The sequence below is a fragment of the Mesorhizobium sp. M8A.F.Ca.ET.202.01.1.1 genome (assembly GCF_004791595.1).
Taxonomy (GTDB): domain Bacteria; phylum Pseudomonadota; class Alphaproteobacteria; order Rhizobiales; family Rhizobiaceae; genus Mesorhizobium.
Genome location: NZ_SRUN01000003.1, coordinates 370,851 through 389,062 on the forward strand (window position 1 = coordinate 370,851; position 18,212 = coordinate 389,062).

Consider the following 18,212-nt stretch of genomic DNA (forward strand, 5'->3'; position numbering starts at 1 on the left):
TTGAGGAGAAATTTCATGACTGAACGGCTTGCGGGAAAGACGGCGCTGGTGACGGGCGCCGCACAGGGCATCGGCAAGGCGATAGCGGCGCGGCTGGCGGCCGACGGCGCGACCGTCATCGTCAGCGACATCAATGCCGAGGGTGCGAAGGCCGCGGCCACCGCGATCGGCGGCAAGGCGAAGGCTGTCGCCGCCGACATTGCCGATCCGGCCTCGGTCAAGGCGCTGTTCGGCGAGATCCACGCGCTGACCGGCGGCGTCGACATCCTGGTCAACAATGCCAGCATCGTGCCGTTCGTCGCCTGGGACGATGTCGACCTCGACCATTGGCGCAAGATCATCGACGTCAACCTGACAGGGACGTTCATCGTCACCCGGGCGGCGACCGACCAGATGCGGGCGGCGGGCAAGGCCGGACGCGTGATCAGCATCGCCTCCAATACCTTCTTCGCCGGCACACCGAACATGGCGGCCTATGTAGCGGCCAAGGGCGGCGTCATCGGCTTCACCCGGGCGCTGGCTACCGAGCTTGGCAAGTACAACATCACCGCCAATGCGGTGACGCCGGGTCTGATCGAGAGCGAGGGCGTCAAGGCCAGCCCGCACAACGAGGCGTTCGGCTTCGTCGAGATGCTGCAGGCGATGAAGGGCAAGGGCCAGCCCGAACACATCGCCGATGTCGTGGCATTTCTCGCATCCGATGACGCGCGCTGGATCACCGGCCAGACGCTCAACGTCGATGCGGGCATGATCCGGCATTAGAGGCCATCGACACATCGACAGCCACGGCCGGCAGGTTGCGGGCGACAGGGACCCGCCTGAGGCTATGTGGATCGATTCGACGAAAGCGGGGCTTTCCGTACTCGTTCGCAGGCTAAGTGGGGCTAGATCGACCGAACGGCCCCACACGCCCCTGCTGATGACGGTGTTGCGGTAGGCTTCCCCAACCCGGTTGGGACTCGCGGCATTCAAAAGACCCACTGCAGCGCAAGGCCGACCACGGACAGTCCCATTGTGACTGTCGCAAGCCATCCGAGAAAGCGCAGCCAACCCTCAACGGGGAATTCGCCCATGATGTCGGAGCGCCCGGTCATCAGCATCATGACGACCATTACAGGGACGGCGCATATGCCGTTGATGACAGCGCTCCAATAAAGCGCCTTTATGGGATCGATCGGCGTGAACATGATCCCCATACCCAGCGCCACAGCAGCGGCCAAGGTTGCATAAAATGCCATCGCTTCCTTCGGCTTGCGCTCCAGTCCCACTGGCCAACGGCGCGCCTCACCCACGGCGAAGGCGGCCGAGCCCGCCAGAACCGGAACCGCGAGAAGGCCGGTGCCGATAATCCCCATTGCAAAGATCGCAAATGCGAATTTGCCTGCGACCGGCTCCAGCGCCTTGGCCGCATCGGTGGAGGAATTGATGTCGGTCACTCCGGCCTTGTGCAAGGTGGCGGCGGTCGTGACGATGATTGCAATGGCTATCAGGTTCGAAAAAGCCATGCCCACTAATGTGTCGGCGCGAATGCGCTGGAAGGCGCCCGACGCCTGCCACGGTGCCCATCTCAGCGGCTTGGCCTTCGGGTCGATCTTCTCCTCTTCGACCTCTTGCGACGCCTGCCAGAAGAACAGGTAGGGAGAAATCGTGGTGCCGAGTATGGCCAGAAGCGTCGTGAAGAACGCTCGGTTCCATTCCATGTGCGGGAGAACGACCCCCTTGAGGGCCTCCCCCCATGGGATATCAGCCAGAAACGCAGCCACCACATAGGCAAAGAGGCTCAGCGTTGTCCATTTCAGGACCGTGACGTATCGGCTGTAGTCGAGAAAGACGATCGCCAGAACGCATGCCGCGCCGAACGCAAGGACGTAAAGCGAGCTTGGGCCGCCCACCAGCAGTCGCAGCGCATCAGCCATCGCGCTCAGGTCCGCTCCGATGTTGATCACGTTGGCGGCGAACAAAAGCAAGGCTACAAAATACATCAGGGCAGGCGGGTAGTATCGGGAGAGATTGCCGGAAATACCTCGACCTGTCGTCCGCCCTATCCGCGCGGCTATCTCCTGGATCGCGACCATGAGCGGAAAAGTGAATACCATGGTCCAACCGACATTGAACCCCAGCTGGGCGCCCGCTTGGCTGTACGTGCCGATGCCCGAAGGGTCGTCGTCCGAAGCGCCTGTGATGAAGCCAGGTCCGATTGTGCGCAGGAATCGCTGGACTGGCCCTTTTGCCCGAATGTTGCTCTGTTTCTCCGAGACTTCGACGCTCGTGTTGCTCATGCAGGTGCTCCAGAAACGCGGATCCTTCGAGATCCGCTTGAAGCAAAATTCGGCGATCGCCGTTCGGTTCCTTTAGTCATTGCTGAAACGCCCGGCAGTAGCCCTTCAGCGCGCGAGAAATATCATGTCGCCAGCAAAGGAGGCACACTCCAAGCGACAAGATACCAACGGCCGCTTGGGAGGAGCTTTTTTGGCGGGGGGCAACCGCGGTTTGCGTTCGAGTACCGCCGCCCTTCGCGAGCGTGGACATTTGAGCCGCGCAGTTCGGCGCAACCATCGCGTATCCGGCTTCAAACCCCACTTCTAGCGATATTCATCTAGAGTGAGTCCGTAGTAGTGTAAGCGAGATGCTGTTTCAGCGATTTATACGATTTTCGCGCGGAATATCTTTAAACCTGTAGGCGCGATCCCTACGTCATTCTCTGTTATGTCTATCAAGGCAACACCGATGTAACATCGCTCACGGCCACGCCTGCCCTCACTGGGGACTCGGGATGCGCGGTCATTTTCCCATACAATGAGCAGCCCAAACGTTCGACACGCCCTTAGTGCGTCGAGCGCGTCGGTGCGCAATCTCCCCGCTTCATAAATCAACACCAACCGGGTGACCGTCGGGTGAACGAACCCGCGCGCCCATAGGAGAGAAAAGATGGAAGCCCTGCAATATCTCGGCCCGATGGAATGGATGGCTGTCGAGGTGGCCGTGCTCGTCATCGTGCTGGCGATCCTGTTCTGGTGGAGCGGCGTGGTCCGCTACATCCCGAACGACAGGCTCGGCATCTTGGAAAAACTATGGAGTTTTCGCGGCTCGGTCAGCAATGGCTTCATCGCGCTCAACCGTGAGGCAGGCTATCAGCCGGAAGTCGTGCGCGGCGGCCTGCATTTCTTCATGCCGTTCCAGTATTCGATGCATCGCGCCAATCTTGTCACCATCCCGCAGGGCCAGATCGGCTATGTCTTTGCCCGAGATGGCAAGCCGCTGCCTCCGACGCAGACACTTGCTTCCAACACCGACGCCGATGATTTCCAGGATGTGCGCGGCTTTCTCGAAAAAGGCGGACAGAAAGGGCCGCAACGCAAGATCTTGCGTGAAGGCACCTATGCCATCAATCTCGCACAGTTCATCGTGCTCACCGCCCAGTCGATCCATTCCGTTAATCTGAGCTCGTCGGAGCAAAACCTTTTTGCCAATATGTCCAGCATGATCTCGGAGCGGGGCGGCTTTGAGCCAGTCGTCATCCACAATGCCGAGGACATGATCGGTATCGTCACCATCCATGACGGTCCGGCCCTGCCGGACGGCGAGATCATCGCACCGACCGTGGCCAATGATCCGAACGATCCGAACTTCCACAACAATTTCCAGGACCCTGAGAAGTTTCTCAATGCCGGCGGCTACCGTGGCAGGCAATTGCAGGTGCTGGCCGACGGCAGCTACTTCCTCAATCGCATTTTCGCGACCGTCGAACTGGTCGAGAAGACGATCATTGACGTTGGCACGGTGGGTGTCGTCGTCTCCTATAACGGCCGCCACGGCACGGATATATCCGGGCAGGCATACCGTCACGGCGAGCTGGTCGAAATCGGCGCACGCGGTGTCTGGTCGACGCCGCTGCTGCCAGGCAAGTATGCGTTCAATACCTATGCCGGCAATATCATCACCGTGCCGACCACCAACTTCGTGCTCAAATGGACGAAGGAGCAGTTTGGCGAACACAGGCTGGACGAGAACCTGTCCGAGGTGTCGTTGATCACCAAGGATGCGTTCGAGCCTGTGCTGCCGCTGTCCGTCGTCGTGCATATCGACTATATGAAGGCGCCACTCGTGGTGCAGCGTTTCGGTGACATCAAGCGACTGGTCGAACAAACGCTCGATCCGATGGTTTCTGCTTATTTCAAGAATATCGCCCAGACAAAGACGCTGATCCAGCTTTTGCAGGAGCGTAGCGATATCCAGCGCAAATCGGGCGAGGAGATGCGGGAGAAATTCAATTCCTACAGCCTCGAGCTGCAGGAAGTGTTGATTGGTACGCCACGTGCCGGCAATGGCCAGAACAGCATAGAGCAGATCCTTATCCAACTGCGCGAGCGCCAGATTGCGGTCGAAAAGGTCGAGACTTATAAATTGCAGGAGAAGGCGGCCATCCAGGAACGCACGTTGCGTGAGAAGGAGGCGCTCGCCGAACAGCAAGCCAAGATCACGACTTCGGCGCTTACCATCGAGATCAGCGAGAACGAGGGCAAGGCGCAACTCGCCCGCACCCGCCAGCAGGCGGAAACCATTCAGGTCACTGCCAAGGCAGAGGCCGAGAAGGTGCGCCTCGGCGGCCAGGGCGAGGCCGACATGATCAAGGCTATCGCGCTTGCCGATGCCGAACGCATCAAGGCGACCGGTTTTGCGGATGCCGAGAGGGTTCGCGCCGTCGGCCTGGCGGAGGCCGAAGCCACCGAGAAGAAGGTCGCGGCCTTCGGCGGCCCGGACTATCAGCTCAACTCGCAGGTTCTCATGCGCTTCGCCGAGGCGATCGAAAATGGCAGGCTACCGCTCGTGCCGCAGATCCAGATCGGCGCTACCGGTGGCGAGAAGGGGGCCGCCAACGGCCTTGTCGAGATGATGCTTTCGATGCTCGTTGCCGACCGGGTTGGACCGCAAATCCTACCGGATGAGGTCCCGGCACCCGTTGAGGAGGAGTGATCGAGGATGGGCCGGTTGGACCGGCCCATTTTGCGCTCTGCCGAAACATGCCGGGATGGGGGCGGCGCCTGCAATCTTGGGCCGCCCTCGACCGTGGCTCTCCACCCAGCGAACCCGCATGCCGAAAAGCGGGCCGCATCAATAGGCCGCCGCAATACAAACATTGCGTGCGATAGTGGGTTTGAAGTGGTAGCGGGAGAGGGACTTGAACCCCCGACCCCAGGATTATGATTCCCGTGCTCTAACCAACTGAGCTACCCCGCCAGGGCGGCGAAAGGCCCGAAATCCGCCTTAAATCGCAAGGCATTTCGAGGCGTTCGCCAAGGTCGGGCGGATATAAGGTTGGGAGGGCGAGCCTGTCAAGCTTCGATGCATTCGATAGAGGCGCATATTCTCGATGGCGAAAAGCTTTGCCGCGCGAACACCTGGATGCGGCCGCCGGGGTTGAGTTCGACGGGGCACGTCGCTATGTCTCGGCCACGAGTTTTTAGAGTTTGAAACAGATGAAGCCGCGCATTGCAGTCCTCGGTTGCGGATACTGGGGCTCAAACCACATCCGCACCCTCAAGGCGCTCGGCGCGTTGCACGCGGTTTCCGACACCAATCGTGCCCGCGCCGAAGGTTTCGCCAGCGAACAGGACTGCCTGGCGATCGAGCCGGACCAGCTGTTCGTGCGCGATGACATCGACGCCATCATCATGGCCTTGCCGCCGCAGTTCCATGCCGACCTAGCCGTGCGCGCCGTCGAGAACGGCAAGGACGTGCTGGTGGAAAAGCCGATCGCGCTGACGGTGGCCGATGCCGAGCGCTCGGTGCAGGCGGCCAAGGACAATAAGCGTGTGTTCATGGTCGGCCATGTCCTGCGCTTCCATCCCGCCTTCGAGACGCTGAAAGGGCTGATCGACAAGGGCGAGCTCGGCGAGGTCCGTTACATCCATTCGCACCGGCTGGGGCTCGGCAAGTTCCATACCGAGAATGATGCGCTATGGGACCTGGCGCCGCACGATCTGTCGATGATCCTGGCCATCACCGGCACCGAGCCGATCGAGGTGCGCGGCGAGGGGGCGGCACTCCTCGACAATCTCAGCGATTTCGCGCACCTGCATATGCGCTTTCCCAACGGGCTGCGCAGCCATCTCTTCACGTCGCGGCTCAACCCCTATCGCGAGCGCCGGCTGACCGTGGTCGGCACCAAGGCGATGGCTGTGTTCGACGATGTCGAGCCATGGGAGCGTAAGCTTGCGGTCTACCGCCACGCGGTGTGGCAGGACAGCGGCCAGTGGGCGTTCACCACCAACGAGCCGTCCTATGTCGCGGTTGCCCAGGGCATGCCGCTGACGCGCGAGCTGGAGCATTTCATCCAGTGCATCGAGACGCGCGCCGAACCGCGCACCAGCGGCGAGGAAGCGATCAGGGTGCTGCGCATCCTGACCGCTGGCACCGTCACTCACACCAAATCCTGAGACTGTTCGGAAATTCTACTGTTTGGAAATTCTACTGGGGCGGCCATCTGATGGCTGCCTAAAGTGGATTTCGAAACGGTCTTTGAGAGGGTGTTATTCGGCGGGCACCCGCGCCGGCTTGGCGGCGAGCCGGTTCAGCATCGCCTCGGCCTCGGCGCCGCGCTCGGAACGCTCGATGAAGCCGCCGCCGAAGACGCGGGCCTCGTTGCCGTCGTCGGAATAGAGCACGCAGGCCTGTCCGGGCGCGATGCCCGATTCACCATCGGCCAGTTCGACCGAGGTCACGCCTGCCTCGTGGCGCAGCACCGCCGGCCGTGGCGGCCTGGTCGAGCGCACCTTGGCGAACAACTCGATGCCGCCAGCGGGAACATCGGCGAGTGCGCCGTCTCCCAGCCAGTTCATGTTGCGCAGATAGATCTTGTGCGTCTCCAGCGCCTCGCGCGGGCCGACGACGACGCGGGCGCGCTCGGCATCGAGATGGACGACATAGAGCGGCTCGCCCGATGCGATGCCGATGCCACGGCGCTGGCCGATCGTGTAGCGCAATATGCCCTCGTGGCGGCCAAGCACGCGGCCGTCGATATGGACGATGTCGCCCGGATTGGCGGCGGCCGGCTTCAGCTTGGCGATGATGTCGGAATATTTGCCCTGCGGCACGAAGCAGATGTCCTGACTGTCCTGCTTGGCGGCGACCGTCAGCCCCATCTCCTCGGCGATGGCGCGAACCTGCGGCTTCGACAGGCCGCCAAGCGGAAAGCGCAGATAGTCGATCTGCGCCTGCGTGGTGGCGAACAGGAAATAGCTCTGGTCGCGGTCGGCGTCGACCGGCCGGTAGAGGGCGCGGTGGCCACCATTGGCGCCGGAGCGGATGTAGTGGCCGGTGGCGAGCGCATCGGCGCCGAGATCCTTGGCCGTGGCCAGGAGATCGGCGAACTTGACCGTCTGGTTGCAGGAAACGCAAGGAATGGGCGTTTCGCCGGCGACATAGCTCTCGGCGAAGGGGTCGATGACCGCCTTGCGGAACCGCTCCTCATAATCGAGCACATAGTGGGGAATGCCCAGCGTCTCGGAGACGCGGCGGGCATCGTCGATATCCTGGCCGGCGCAGCATGATCCGGCCCGATGCGTTGCCGCACCATGATCATAGAGCTGCAAGGTGACGCCGACGACATCGTAGCCCTCGCGCTTCAGCAGGCCGGCGACCACGGATGAATCGACGCCGCCCGACATGGCGACGACGATGCGGGTGTTTTCTGGGCGTCCGGGAAGGTCGAGGCTGTTCATGGTGCTTTCATTCTAACGCGGCGTCTGAATGCCAATGTCGAGAATATAGGTCAAGCTTTCCTGCTGCGCCAGCTTGCAGGGCGACCGGCGGCGCGTCGCGAACGCTGCGAATGGATACATTTCTCCCGGCCAAAACAGGGCTTCCAGCCGCATATTTCAAATGCCCGCTAAAAGACTAACGCGGCGTTCACGATCCTTACCTAGTCATTAGGGTCTGCTTAGGCAATTTTTAAAGCTGTGGCGGTAACGTGGCGGGGATTGGGTCTTTGAGTTTTTTGTAGAGAGTACGATGACCGATCTGGTTAGACCTAGAGTCAAATATGTTATCGGGCCTGACGGCAGCCCGCTTACGATTGCCGATCTGCCGCCGACGAACACGCGTCGCTGGGTCATCCGGCGTAAGGCGGAAGTGGTTGCAGCGGTGCGCGGCGGACTTTTGAGCCTTGAAGAGGCATGCCAGCGCTACAAGCTGACCACGGAGGAATTCCTGTCCTGGCAAGCGTCGATCGACGAATACGGCCTTGCCGGGCTGCGCACCACGCGTATCCAGCAATACCGGCACTAGGCCGGCCTCACCACGATCAAAGGGCGCGGCAAGCCGCGCCCTTTTTCTTTCGGAGCGACGGTGTCGCCGCTCAGATCGTCAGTGCTACCTTGCCGATCGGCCTGGTGGCGAGAAAGGCGTGGGCGGCTCCCGCCTGGTCGAGCGGAAAAGTCCTGGCCACGTGGACGGCAAGCTTTTGCGCGTCGATCAACCCAGCGAGCTCGAGCAGGCCCTCGCGGTCGGGCATCACCGACATGCGCTCGACCCTGATATCGCGCGAACTGGCGTCGGCGCGCGTGGCGTCGTTGACATTGAGCAATGACACCAGCACGCCGCCGGGCTTCAGCACCTTCAGGGAGCGATCGGCATGGTCGCCGCCCAGCGGCTCCAGCACCAGGTCGATGTCGCTGATCTGGCTGGTGAAATCACCCTTGGTGTAGTCGATCACCTCATCGGCGCCCAGCTTGCGCACGAAGTCGAGCTTGCCCGGGCTGGTCGTGGCAACGACGTAAGCACCACGCGCCTTGGCGATCTGCACGGCCAGATGGCCAACGCCGCCAGCTCCGGCGTGCACCAGCACGCGTTGGCCTGATTGCAGTGCGCCATGGCGGACAAGGCCTTGCCAGGCGGTGAGACCGGCCAGCGGCAATGCGCCGGCCCGGGTGTGGTCCGCCCTCTTCGGCTTCGGCGCGATGTCATCGGCCGGCACGGCTGCCAGTTCGGCGTAGGCCGCGGCCTGCTTGGGAAAGCGCGGCATGCCGAACACGTCGTCGCCGACCTTGAAGCTGGTGACGCCGGCGCCGAGTGCCTCGACCGTCCCCGAAATATCCCAGCCAAGGATGAAAGGTGGCTCGCCGAGCAGCGGATAGTTGCCGGCGCGCACCGCGCCATCGACGGGATTGATGCCGGCCGCCTTGACGCGGACCAGCACCTCGCCGGCCTTCGGCGTGGGATCGGGCAATTCGGCGATGACAAGAACGTCGGGTCCGCCGACGGCATTCTGGGTAACGGCACGCATGAAATCTCTCCTGTTGATCGATGCCACTATCATTTGGAGAGTAAAGACCTATTGTCTAGTATGTACCTCTCTGATATATAGGTACCTTATGGATAGTGATTGCGACTCCCCCTTTGGCTATGACGCGTTCCGGCGGACATGTCCGTCGCACACCGTTTTGGAAATGCTGGCCAGCAAATGGGTCTATCTGGTTGTCTGCGCGCTGCGCAAAGGCCGGATGCGCAATGGTGCGCTTGCCCGCAAGCTCGAAGGCATCACGCCCAAGATGCTGACCCAGACCTTGCGAGTGCTGGAACGTGACGGCCTTGTGCGGCGAGAGGTCTATCCGGTCATTCCGCCACACGTGGAATATGAACTGACCGAGCTCGGCCAGAACCTGGCGGAACTGCTTACCCAGATCAGATCGTGGGCGGAGCAGCATGCGCCCGATATCAAGGATGCCCGGGCAAGGGCGACCAACGGAAATGAGGCGGACTGGGCGGCCTAGGTCTTGTGCGCCAGCAGCACTTCGCGGCGCCAGCCGGCGCTGGTTCAGGTTGCCGTCCCGACAGCGGGCGCGCTTGTGCGCGTGCCGAATAGCGCCGATGTCGGCCGGTTCAGCCGATCATGGCGCTGCGGCCGCCGGTTTCGGCCTCGCGAATCTTGGTATCGCGCGATTCCAGCATCTCAGCCTTGGAAAGCTCCGCTTCAGCTTCGCCGAGTAATGATTCGGCGGCGCTTCGCTGCTGGGCGAGGTCGCCTTGCGAGTTCCTGAGATTGTCGCGGCGCAGACGCGCCGCCTTGGCGAAGGTCGGATAGGCGAAATGGTTGATATCGGTGATGCCGGCTTTCTTTTCCTCGGCGGTGATCTGAAGCTCCAGTTCGACGGCCATGCGCTCGAACTCGGCGATCATCATGTCGAGCTGCAGCATCTGCCGCCGCTTCTCATTCACCTGAAACTGCTTCAGCCGGACGAGGTTTTCACGTGACTTCATGATTCGGTACTCCCGGAAACGCACACCCGCACATATCGTCCAAACCACTTGGAAAGGCCCAAGCACTGCCCGTATCCACCGGCTTTCCCCGCACTATGGGAAACAAAACCCTAAAGTTTTTTGCCGGCGGTAACCATTCGTTTACGGGCATTGTTAATCATACGGGTCAGGGCTTAAGGCCGGGTAAAAATTCCGGCCGCCGAAGCGAAGCCGCGTCGATGAGTCCCTGGAGTCACTTAGTCCAGGTTATTAATGTGTCGCATTAGGAATTTTGGTCTGTGATTCGTTATTAGATTCAAGAGGGTGTAGAAAGGGGTTAAAAAATCTGATACCGTAATGAACGGGAAATTAGGTTTTGTTAACCATTCGATGGCAGCCTCTCTACAAGGCAACCACTGCTCCGGGGCAGGACGGGTCGTGAAATGGTCCGGCGGCAGAAAAGGGGAATGAAATGCGTGTTCTGCTGATAGAAGATGACAGTGCAACCGCACAAAGCATCGAGTTGATGCTGAAATCGGAAAGTTTCAATGTCTATACGACGGACCTCGGCGAAGAGGGTGTCGATCTGGGCAAGCTCTACGACTACGACATCATCCTTCTCGACCTCAACCTGCCCGACATGTCCGGCTACGAGGTCTTGAGAACGCTTCGCCTCTCCAAGGTAAAGACGCCCATCCTCATCCTCTCCGGCATGGCTGGCATCGAGGACAAGGTACGCGGCCTCGGCTTCGGCGCGGACGACTACATGACCAAGCCGTTCCACAAGGACGAGCTGGTGGCGCGCATTCATGCCATCGTGCGCCGCTCCAAGGGTCACGCCCAGTCGGTCATCACCACGGGCGATCTGGTGGTCAACCTTGACGCCAAGACCGTCGAGGTCGGTGGCCAGCGCGTGCACCTGACCGGCAAGGAATACCAGATGCTGGAGCTGCTCTCGCTGCGCAAGGGCACCACGCTCACCAAGGAAATGTTCCTCAATCACCTCTATGGCGGCATGGACGAGCCGGAACTGAAGATCATCGACGTCTTCATCTGCAAGCTGCGCAAGAAGCTCGACGCCGCTTCCGGTGGCCAGAACTACATCGAGACCGTCTGGGGTCGCGGCTATGTGCTGCGCGAACCGGAAGACATCCGCGTCAGCGCCTGAGCGCAGCCGGCAGAGCTTTTCTAAAAAACCCGGCCATGGCCGGGTTTTTGCATTGTAGGCCGACAATCATTTGTTTTTGCGCACTGCCGGACAGACGGCAGGCCGCCGCGGTTCTCCTGGAACAGCGTTCAGGCAGCGATCTTCAAGGCGCGAAAGCGCTCGAGCAGTTGCGGGCGATTGAAGGGCTTCAACAGATAGCCCTGGGCGCCGGCGCGCTTGGCGCGCATGATCGACGCGATATCGAGTTCGACCAGCGAGATCAGGATCTGCGGCTTGATCGGGCTTTCCATGGCGCGCACGCGCCGGATGAGGTCGATCGCCTGCATGTCCGGCAGGGCGCCGTCGACGACGATGATGTCGGGCATGTCGGCCGCGCACATCTCCAGTGCGTCAAGCCCGCTGGCTGCCTCGATGACCATCATGTCGGAACCGCCCAGGATGCGTTTTGCGACCTTCCTGATGACGCTTGAATCGTCGACGAACATGCAGCGTTTCATTTTCCGGGTCCTCTTTGCCCTTTGGCAATCCGGTCGTGCGGGGCATCTGCGGCGTAGCCTAGACCGATCTGGTAAAGAAGCCGAAAAGCCGTTAGGTAAAATTTTTGCAAAGATACCGTTCGACGCGCTTTTCCTTGCGGATGCTTCGGCATTGCCGGGCAGGCAAAGTTCATCGCACCCCGATTGGGGCGTCAATGAAATATTTCAGATTGAAATACTTTGTTCGATCGCGCTGCCGGCGTCGATTTCAGGCCGCCGAAAGGACGATTTCTTCAGCCGTCGCATGGATCGAAATGGTCATGTTGGCCTCGCGGGCCAGCAGCAACGTGTAATAGGGCTGTACCGAATGCGCGTCGATCGGCTCCTCCGGCTTGTGACCGGAATGCAGTTCGAGGAATTTCGGCGGCACACGCAACATCGGCCCGCTTGCCGAAAGCGAAAAACGCGGCTCGGTTTCGAGATTTTCGAGCGTTACCACCAGCTTGCCGCCGCGCGGAATGGCGGCATTGGCGACCAGGAGCAGGTTGAGCAGCAGCTTGACCTTGTTCTTGGGCAGCAGCGCGCGGATGCCGTTCCAGACCAATTCCGGCTTCTCGTTCTTGAGGAAGGCGATGGCGACGGCCTCGGCATCTCCGGTGTCGATCATCATGCCTGCCGAGCCGGCGGCGCCGAAGGCGATCCGGGCGAACTGCAAACGGGCGGAGGCGTTCTTTGCACTCTGGCGGATGAGACGCATGGCGTCTTCGTCGGCACCACCTTCGTCGAGCAGTTCAAGCCCGTTGTTGATCGCGCCGACCGGCGAGATGATGTCGTGGCAGACGCGGCTGCACAAGAGCGCCGCCAGATCGGGGGCGGAGAGGGTGAACAGATCGGCCATCGGTGAAAATCCCTGCAAATTCCACTAGTCGTGACCGGGCGACCTGCTATCGCGCTACCCACACGAATCACGTTCCAACCCGAGGCCTTCTGAATACACAGCACTCGTTCGTACAGCAACAAATCCAAGATTGTCGGCGGGGCAAATGGCGTGTTTGCCCAGGCTGCTGGCCCCGCGCGCTCCCCAAACAGCCTTCGAACCGCCATCTTCATGTGGGAATTTAATGGTTGAAAAAGGATTACGGCATAGTTTGCCCCTAACAGTCATCCTTAACGGCCGCCTAAAAAGAGCCGTACGGATGCGAGGCGTCGGCGAAAGTGCTTCATGACGGAGATTGGAAGCATGTTTTCCCGATTCTATGACCGGAGTTTTCTCCGCGTCCTCTCAATGGCGATCACGCTCATGGGCGTTCTCGTCTTCACGACATCGCCCTTGCGGGCCCAGGAGTACACCGCTCAGGAAATTATCGATTCCGGCCACAAGTTCTTCGGCGCGACGTCGGGCGGGTTGGCCACCGTCGTGGAGAAGATTTTCGCCTCCTACGGTCTGCCCAATGGCTATCTGCTCGGCGAGGAGGGATCCGGTGCGCTGATCGGCGGCCTGACCTATGGCGAAGGCACGCTCTACACCAAGAATGCCGGCGATCACAAAGTGTTCTGGCAAGGCCCGTCGCTGGGCTGGGATTTCGGCGGCGAGGGATCACGCGTGATGATGCTGGTCTACAATCTCGACGATGTCGGCAACCTCTACAATCGCTATGGCGGCGTCGCCGGTTCGGCCTATGTGGTGGCGGGTGTCGGCTTCAACGTGCTGAAGAACAACAATGTGCTGCTGGTGCCGATCCGTACCGGCGTCGGCGCCCGGCTCGGCGTCAATCTCGGCTATCTGAAACTGACCGAGCGGGCGACCTGGAACCCGTTCTGATCTGTCCAACATGATCGAATCGCGGACAGTTTGACCGGATTCCCGAGCCCACCACCCGAATGAGCCGCGGCAAGCCCTTGCCGCGGTGCCGGATTTCCGCCATGCCAAGATGGCACAGTCCAGCCTTCCAAGTTGTCGTCGATAACGGGTAGTCCTTTGGTTCAGTCGGTCCTGTTCTTTGCCCTCGGCTTTCTCTGTGCCGGCTTTCTGGCGCTGATGGTGGCTCCGGCCGTCTGGCGGCGTGCCGTCGCACTGACCCGCAGGCGCATCGAGGCCTCCATTCCGCTGACGCAAGCCGAGATCCAGGCCGACAAGGACCGGATCCGGGCCGAGTACGCCATGACGACCCGGCGCCTCGAAATCAACGTCAAGTCGCTGCGTGAAAAGGTGGCCGAACAGCTCGTCGAGATCAACCGCGGCCGCGAGGCGCTGAAGGGGCTGGCGGTCGAGCGCACGGAAAAGGACCACGCGCTCGCCGAACTCGGCGCCAAGAACGAAGCGTTGCGGCGGCGCGAAGAGGAACTGCATCAGCTTTCGGAGCGGCTCAGGGAAACCGAACGAAAGCTGGAAAGGCGGGCGCTCGAGCTCGAGAAGCTGGAGCGCATGTATGACGACGCCAGTTTTGCCTCCAGCAGCCGCCAGATCGAACTCGTGGCCCGCGAATCCGAATTGCAGAAGCTCGCCAGCGACATCTCGCTGCTGCGCGGCCAGCGCAAGGAAGCCGATCGGCGCGGCCAGGAGATCGCGGCCGAGAGCAAGGCCGCGCGCGATGCCTTGAAGGCCGAGAAGAAAAGGGCCGCCGAACTCGACAAGAAGGTCGAGCGGCTGCTGGCAACGCTCGCCGACCGTGAGGACAAGCTTGATCGGCGCGAAAAGGAGTTGGCGCGGTTGCGGGAAAAAACGAAAGCCGAGGACGGCGCCCCGGCCTTGCGGCTGGTTGGCAAGCCCGATGAGTCGGACCGGCATGACGAGGCTGGCAAACGCGACGACATGGACCGGGCGATTGCCAAGCTCGACGGCGACCGCGAGCGGCTGGAGGCCAGGCTGACGGCGCTGGCGCGCGAGAACAAGCGGCTGAAGGCGGATCTCGGCGCCGTGGCATCGTCGGGTTTGGCGAATGGCAACAGCGCCGCGCTGCGTGAGCAGATGAACGAACTGGCGGCGGAGGTCGTCCACCTGACAGCCAAGCTCGAAGGCCCCGATTCACCGATCGCCAAGGCGCTGGCGGCACCGCAGGACAACCGCTCCGCCGGCCACGACCGCAGCCTCGCCGACCGCGTGCGCGCCTTGCAGAAGGCAGAAGCCAACTGACGCGGTGCGGGCTGGCATCGCGGGCGTCTTGGCCTCAGACGGCGCCCGTCAGCGCGAGAAATGATGCAGGGCGATGGCCGAGGCGGCAGCGACGTTCAAGCTGTCGAAGCCATTCGACATGGTGATCCGCACGGTTTGCAAGCGGGCAAGCAGGCTTTCGGGCAGGCCTTCGCCCTCGGTGCCGAGATAGAGCGCCAGGCGCTCGCCGCGCCGTGCATCGCGTATGTCGATCCGGCCGCGCGGCGAGAGTGCGAACTGGTGGTAACCCCGCCGATCGAGGTCCGCCATGAAATCCGCCGTGTCGGCGAAGGACGCGAAAGGGATCTTGAGCGCGGCGCCGACCGAAACCCGGATCGCCTTGCGGTACAGCGGATCGCAGCATGTCGCGTCCATCAGCACCGCATCGGCGCCGAAAGCGGCGGCGTTGCGGAAGATCGAGCCCATATTGTCATGGTTGGCGATGCCGACAAGCACGACGACCAGGGCTTGAGCGGGCAAGGCATCCAGCAATGACCCAGACGGCAGGGGCGTCGCCTTGCGGCCGATGGCCAGGATGCCGCGATGCATGTGGAATCCGGCGATCGCGTCCATCACCGCACCGGCGACGACATAGACCGGCAGGTCCGCTCGTGCCTTGCGCAGTATGTCCTCCAGGCCGCCAAGCCGGTTTTCCAAGACCAGGATGGATTCGGCGCTGAAGCGGCTCGACGACAAAAGCAGGTCGAGCACCACCTTGCCTTCTGCGACGAAGCGGCCTTGCCGGCCGGCCAGGTCGCGCTCGCGGATATCAAGATAGGCCGCGACACGTGGGTCGCGTGGATCGTCGATGCGAATTGGGTCCATGTCCCGCTCAACAATAAAGAGCGTGGCTCGTGTGCCGCGAAAGACACATGAGCCACGCTCCGGAAATCGTCAGCGAGGTAAACGGCCGCGGCAGCGTCCGGTCAAGTCCCGGCGCGGCGCAATCTCTGCGCCATCTGGGACAGATCTTCCTTGCTGCTGCCGAAGATGCCGTCCAGCACGGCGAGCAGTTCGCGCACCGCATCGGATTTGCAGGAATAGTAGATCATCTGACGATCGCGGCGGGTGTCCACGAGGTCGAGCGCCCGCAACTTGGCCAGGTGCTGCGAGAGGGCGGATTGGCTGAGCATCACCTTTTCGGCGATGGCGCCGACCGACATTTCACCGTCGATCAGATAGCTCATGATCAACAGCCGTTTTTCGTTGCCCATCAGCATCAGAAATTCGGCAGCCGATTCGGCGTTCGCGATTAGCTTTGTCGAGACCATTGATGCCCCATGCTGTTTGCTCATCGAGGCGCCATGGGGGCAATGGTGCCTGAATCCATAAATTCACTTGTGAAGGTGCCGACGAGTCAGCACCACAGCTAAGCCTAGAACATTTCTTTCAAATCTCAAGGGTTGCTTTTGATCAAATGCAATTTAGTTTCGTCTTATGCCTCCGATGCGGCCCTGCCGATCCTGGCCATTTCGACCAGGGCGGGACGTAATTCCGAAGCCTTTACCAGCGGTTGCGGGAAGAATACCCGGCAGACATTGTCCCCCGACACCAGATCCATGCCGTCGGCGTCCAAACCGGCGATCGTCCAGCCGTCGCCAGCTGCCTTGGCGAAATGACGGGCATAGATGGCGATCGCGTCGAGATGGTCCGCATTCATGTGCTCGACGGCCGATTGTTCGCTTCCGGCAAGTTCTTCGATGATGGCTCCATTGGTGAGGAGGTCGGCCCGTTCGAGCAGATAGGCCCTGCCGAAGCCGCCGTTGAGGCTGGCGCGTTGCGGTTCCAGGCGGAAGATCGAAAAGTCGCCGAGCCCGGCATAGAGGCTAGCCTTGGGATTGCGGTTGAGATAGCGGCGCTCGGCACGGGCATGCGCCTGGGAGTCGCGTTCCAGCCGCGATGCCTGGCAGACCAGCGTCAGCCGCGGATACGCCAGCGGATCACCTTTGCCAGGTTCGCCAAGCAGCAGGGAACAGCGCGGATCGGCAAGCAGGGCCGACGTGTGCGCCGCGAGCATCGACACCAGAATGAGCGGCGCGCCGTCGATGTCGGTAGCGACGCCGACCCGGCTCGCCAGCGGCGCCCCGGTCTGTGGCTCCAGCACCGCCAGGGCGCCGAAGCGGGCACTGCGCAGAAGCGTTTTCGTCAACCGGATCGCCTCGGCGTCGGTCTCTCGGATCACATCCTTATTTTGATTTTGCTGCATCGAAACGCTCGCCACAATTTGTCTCGCTTATCGGCGTTTGCCGGCCGGATTCGGTCTTCCGACAACTTCGGCTCGCGCTATTTCGGCGCCATGCGGATGGCGCCGTCGAGGCGGATGGTTTCGCCGTTCAGCATCTGGTTTTCGATGATGTGCAGGGCAAGTGCGGCATATTCGGATGGTTCGCCGAGGCGTGAGGGGAAGGGCACGGCGGCGCCCAGCGAATCCTGCACGTCCTGCGGCATGCCGGCCATCATCGGCGTCTTGAAGATGCCGGGCGCGATGGTGCAGACCCTGATGCCGGAACGGGCGAGATCACGCGCCACCGGCAGCGTCATGCCGACCACGCCGCCCTTGGAGGCGGAATAGGCCGCCTGGCCGATCTGGCCGTCATAGGCGGCGACCGAGGCGGTGTTGACGATGACGCCGCGCTCGCCGCCCTGCAACGGCTCGAGTTTGGCGGCGCGGTCGGCAACCAGGCGGATCATGTTGAAGGTGCCGATCAGGTTGACCTCGATCACCTTGCGGTACTGGTCGAGCGGATGCGGGCCGTCCTTACCGATCGTCTTCACGCCAATGGCGATGCCCGCGCAATTGACCAGGATGCGCGGCTCGCCCAGCTTGGCGGCGACATCGGCGAGGGCGGCGGCACCACTGTCGGCACTCGCGACGTCGCACTGGACGGCGATGCCGCCGATCTCGGCCGCGACCTTGGCCGCGCGCTCGATGCCGACATCGAGGATGGCGACACGGGCCCCCTTGGCGGCAAGCGCGCGAGCGGTTGCCTCGCCAAGGCCGGAGCCGCCGCCGGTCACGATCGCGATCTGGCCGTTGGGATTCATGGCGTCATCCTTCCTGTGAGAATGGGCTTTCTATGAGAACGGGGACGGATCAGGCCCGGATCGACAGACGAGGTCAAGATGGAGCAGTTCGCCGTCTTGCAGAAACGGCGAACCGCGGCCCCGTTCATACCCTTCC

At 61.7% G+C, this 18,212-nt stretch carries 18 protein-coding genes and 1 tRNA gene; 8 read left to right on the top strand and 11 right to left on the bottom strand.

Features of this window, described 5'->3' with window-relative positions; translation table 11 throughout:
* Positions 1-15 precede the first annotated feature (15 nt).
* Positions 16-762: an SDR family NAD(P)-dependent oxidoreductase gene (locus EN845_RS09720; RefSeq protein ID WP_127869819.1), complete on the top strand. Its 747-nt coding sequence runs from the start codon at positions 16-18 to the stop codon at positions 760-762.
* Between the two features lie 206 nt (positions 763-968).
* Here the strand turns inward: EN845_RS09720 and EN845_RS09725 are convergent, their stop codons facing one another.
* Positions 969-2,279 carry a divalent metal cation transporter gene (locus EN845_RS09725; RefSeq protein ID WP_127869818.1) on the bottom strand — a complete coding sequence of 437 codons (1,311 nt, stop codon included), beginning with the start codon at positions 2,277-2,279 and terminating at the stop codon, positions 969-971.
* Between the two features lie 649 nt (positions 2,280-2,928).
* Between EN845_RS09725 and EN845_RS09730 the strand changes: the two genes are divergently transcribed.
* Entirely contained in the window at positions 2,929-4,974 is a 2,046-nt protein-coding gene (locus EN845_RS09730; protein WP_127869817.1) for a flotillin family protein, read from the top strand.
* A 187-nt stretch (positions 4,975-5,161) separates the two neighbouring features.
* On the opposite strand, the gene EN845_RS09735 is transcribed toward EN845_RS09730, so the two are convergent.
* Positions 5,162-5,238: transfer RNA gene (locus EN845_RS09735), tRNA-Met, on the bottom strand.
* A gap of 239 nt (positions 5,239-5,477) precedes the next feature.
* On the opposite strand from EN845_RS09735, the gene EN845_RS09740 reads away from it, so the two are divergent.
* A complete protein-coding gene (locus tag EN845_RS09740) occupies positions 5,478-6,437 on the top strand; it encodes a Gfo/Idh/MocA family oxidoreductase (protein WP_127869816.1) in 960 nt (319 codons plus the stop codon).
* Positions 6,438-6,530: 93 nt separating this feature from the next.
* Here EN845_RS09740 and mnmA read toward each other — a convergent pair whose 3' ends face one another.
* Complete coding sequence (gene mnmA / locus EN845_RS09745; RefSeq protein WP_127869815.1) at positions 6,531-7,721, bottom strand: tRNA 2-thiouridine(34) synthase MnmA; 1,191 nt, start codon at positions 7,719-7,721, stop codon at positions 6,531-6,533.
* A 289-nt stretch (positions 7,722-8,010) separates the two neighbouring features.
* On the opposite strand from mnmA, the gene EN845_RS09750 reads away from it, so the two are divergent.
* Positions 8,011-8,286, top strand: a complete 276-nt coding sequence (locus tag EN845_RS09750) for a DUF1153 domain-containing protein (protein WP_006203587.1) — start codon at positions 8,011-8,013, stop codon at positions 8,284-8,286.
* Positions 8,287-8,356: 70 nt separating this feature from the next.
* Here EN845_RS09750 and EN845_RS09755 read toward each other — a convergent pair whose 3' ends face one another.
* On the bottom strand, positions 8,357-9,283 hold the full coding sequence (locus EN845_RS09755) for an NADP-dependent oxidoreductase (RefSeq protein ID WP_127869814.1): 927 nt from the start codon (positions 9,281-9,283) through the stop codon (positions 8,357-8,359).
* Positions 9,284-9,371: 88 nt separating this feature from the next.
* Between EN845_RS09755 and EN845_RS09760 the strand changes: the two genes are divergently transcribed.
* Complete coding sequence (locus tag EN845_RS09760) at positions 9,372-9,770, top strand: helix-turn-helix domain-containing protein (RefSeq protein WP_127870022.1); 399 nt, start codon at positions 9,372-9,374, stop codon at positions 9,768-9,770.
* 109 nt (positions 9,771-9,879) lie between these two features.
* On the opposite strand, the gene EN845_RS09765 is transcribed toward EN845_RS09760, so the two are convergent.
* Complete coding sequence (locus tag EN845_RS09765) at positions 9,880-10,257, bottom strand: flagellar export protein FliJ (RefSeq protein WP_027146385.1); 378 nt, start codon at positions 10,255-10,257, stop codon at positions 9,880-9,882.
* 451 nt (positions 10,258-10,708) lie between these two features.
* On the opposite strand from EN845_RS09765, the gene ctrA reads away from it, so the two are divergent.
* Entirely contained in the window at positions 10,709-11,404 is a 696-nt protein-coding gene (gene ctrA, locus EN845_RS09770; protein ID WP_006203583.1) for a cell cycle two-component system response regulator CtrA, read from the top strand.
* Positions 11,405-11,532: 128 nt separating this feature from the next.
* Here the strand turns inward: ctrA and EN845_RS09775 are convergent, their stop codons facing one another.
* Together EN845_RS09775 and EN845_RS09780 are read right to left on the bottom strand one after the other, a co-directional pair.
* Positions 11,533-11,901, bottom strand: coding sequence for a response regulator (locus EN845_RS09775; protein ID WP_127869813.1), 369 nt, complete (start codon positions 11,899-11,901; stop codon positions 11,533-11,535).
* Between the two features lie 247 nt (positions 11,902-12,148).
* On the bottom strand, positions 12,149-12,778 hold the full coding sequence (locus tag EN845_RS09780) for a histidine phosphotransferase family protein (protein WP_127869812.1): 630 nt from the start codon (positions 12,776-12,778) through the stop codon (positions 12,149-12,151).
* 387 nt (positions 12,779-13,165) lie between these two features.
* Here EN845_RS09780 and EN845_RS09785 point away from each other — a divergent pair, with 387 nt between their 5' ends.
* Positions 13,166-13,702 carry an EipA family protein gene (locus tag EN845_RS09785; RefSeq protein ID WP_245458768.1) on the top strand — a complete coding sequence of 179 codons (537 nt, stop codon included), beginning with the start codon at positions 13,166-13,168 and terminating at the stop codon, positions 13,700-13,702.
* Positions 13,703-13,858: 156 nt separating this feature from the next.
* Entirely contained in the window at positions 13,859-15,013 is a 1,155-nt protein-coding gene (locus tag EN845_RS09790) for a hypothetical protein (RefSeq protein ID WP_127869811.1), read from the top strand.
* Between the two features lie 48 nt (positions 15,014-15,061).
* Here EN845_RS09790 and EN845_RS09795 read toward each other — a convergent pair whose 3' ends face one another.
* From EN845_RS09795 to EN845_RS09810, 4 genes are all read right to left on the bottom strand, one after another.
* Complete coding sequence (locus EN845_RS09795; protein ID WP_127869810.1) at positions 15,062-15,856, bottom strand: RNA methyltransferase; 795 nt, start codon at positions 15,854-15,856, stop codon at positions 15,062-15,064.
* A gap of 101 nt (positions 15,857-15,957) precedes the next feature.
* Positions 15,958-16,302, bottom strand: coding sequence for a metalloregulator ArsR/SmtB family transcription factor (locus EN845_RS09800; protein ID WP_127280947.1), 345 nt, complete (start codon positions 16,300-16,302; stop codon positions 15,958-15,960).
* Between the two features lie 164 nt (positions 16,303-16,466).
* Positions 16,467-17,237: a HugZ family protein gene (locus EN845_RS09805; protein ID WP_127869809.1), complete on the bottom strand. Its 771-nt coding sequence runs from the start codon at positions 17,235-17,237 to the stop codon at positions 16,467-16,469.
* A 77-nt stretch (positions 17,238-17,314) separates the two neighbouring features.
* A complete protein-coding gene (locus EN845_RS09810) occupies positions 17,315-18,076 on the bottom strand; it encodes a 3-hydroxyacyl-CoA dehydrogenase (RefSeq protein ID WP_127869808.1) in 762 nt (253 codons plus the stop codon).
* Between the last annotated feature and the right edge of the window lie 136 nt (positions 18,077-18,212).

Bases quoted from the DNA above. Each gene is read 5' to 3' on its own strand.
- EN845_RS09720 (WP_127869819.1), top strand. From the start codon at position 16: ATGACTGAACGGCTTGCGGGAAAGACGGCGCTGGTGACGGGCGCCGCA.
- EN845_RS09725 (WP_127869818.1), bottom strand. From the start codon at position 2,279: ATGAGCAACACGAGCGTCGAAGTCTCGGAGAAACAGAGCAACATTCGG.
- EN845_RS09730 (WP_127869817.1), top strand. From the start codon at position 2,929: ATGGAAGCCCTGCAATATCTCGGCCCGATGGAATGGATGGCTGTCGAG.
- EN845_RS09740 (WP_127869816.1), top strand. From the start codon at position 5,478: ATGAAGCCGCGCATTGCAGTCCTCGGTTGCGGATACTGGGGCTCAAAC.
- mnmA (WP_127869815.1), bottom strand. From the start codon at position 7,721: ATGAACAGCCTCGACCTTCCCGGACGCCCAGAAAACACCCGCATCGTC.
- EN845_RS09750 (WP_006203587.1), top strand. From the start codon at position 8,011: ATGACCGATCTGGTTAGACCTAGAGTCAAATATGTTATCGGGCCTGAC.
- EN845_RS09755 (WP_127869814.1), bottom strand. From the start codon at position 9,283: ATGCGTGCCGTTACCCAGAATGCCGTCGGCGGACCCGACGTTCTTGTC.
- EN845_RS09760 (WP_127870022.1), top strand. From the start codon at position 9,372: ATGGATAGTGATTGCGACTCCCCCTTTGGCTATGACGCGTTCCGGCGG.
- EN845_RS09765 (WP_027146385.1), bottom strand. From the start codon at position 10,257: ATGAAGTCACGTGAAAACCTCGTCCGGCTGAAGCAGTTTCAGGTGAAT.
- ctrA (WP_006203583.1), top strand. From the start codon at position 10,709: ATGCGTGTTCTGCTGATAGAAGATGACAGTGCAACCGCACAAAGCATC.
- EN845_RS09775 (WP_127869813.1), bottom strand. From the start codon at position 11,901: ATGAAACGCTGCATGTTCGTCGACGATTCAAGCGTCATCAGGAAGGTC.
- EN845_RS09780 (WP_127869812.1), bottom strand. From the start codon at position 12,778: ATGGCCGATCTGTTCACCCTCTCCGCCCCCGATCTGGCGGCGCTCTTG.
- EN845_RS09785 (WP_245458768.1), top strand. From the start codon at position 13,166: ATGGCGATCACGCTCATGGGCGTTCTCGTCTTCACGACATCGCCCTTG.
- EN845_RS09795 (WP_127869810.1), bottom strand. From the start codon at position 15,856: ATGGACCCAATTCGCATCGACGATCCACGCGACCCACGTGTCGCGGCC.
- EN845_RS09800 (WP_127280947.1), bottom strand. From the start codon at position 16,302: ATGGTCTCGACAAAGCTAATCGCGAACGCCGAATCGGCTGCCGAATTT.
- EN845_RS09805 (WP_127869809.1), bottom strand. From the start codon at position 17,237: ATGCAGCAAAATCAAAATAAGGATGTGATCCGAGAGACCGACGCCGAG.
- EN845_RS09810 (WP_127869808.1), bottom strand. From the start codon at position 18,076: ATGAATCCCAACGGCCAGATCGCGATCGTGACCGGCGGCGGCTCCGGC.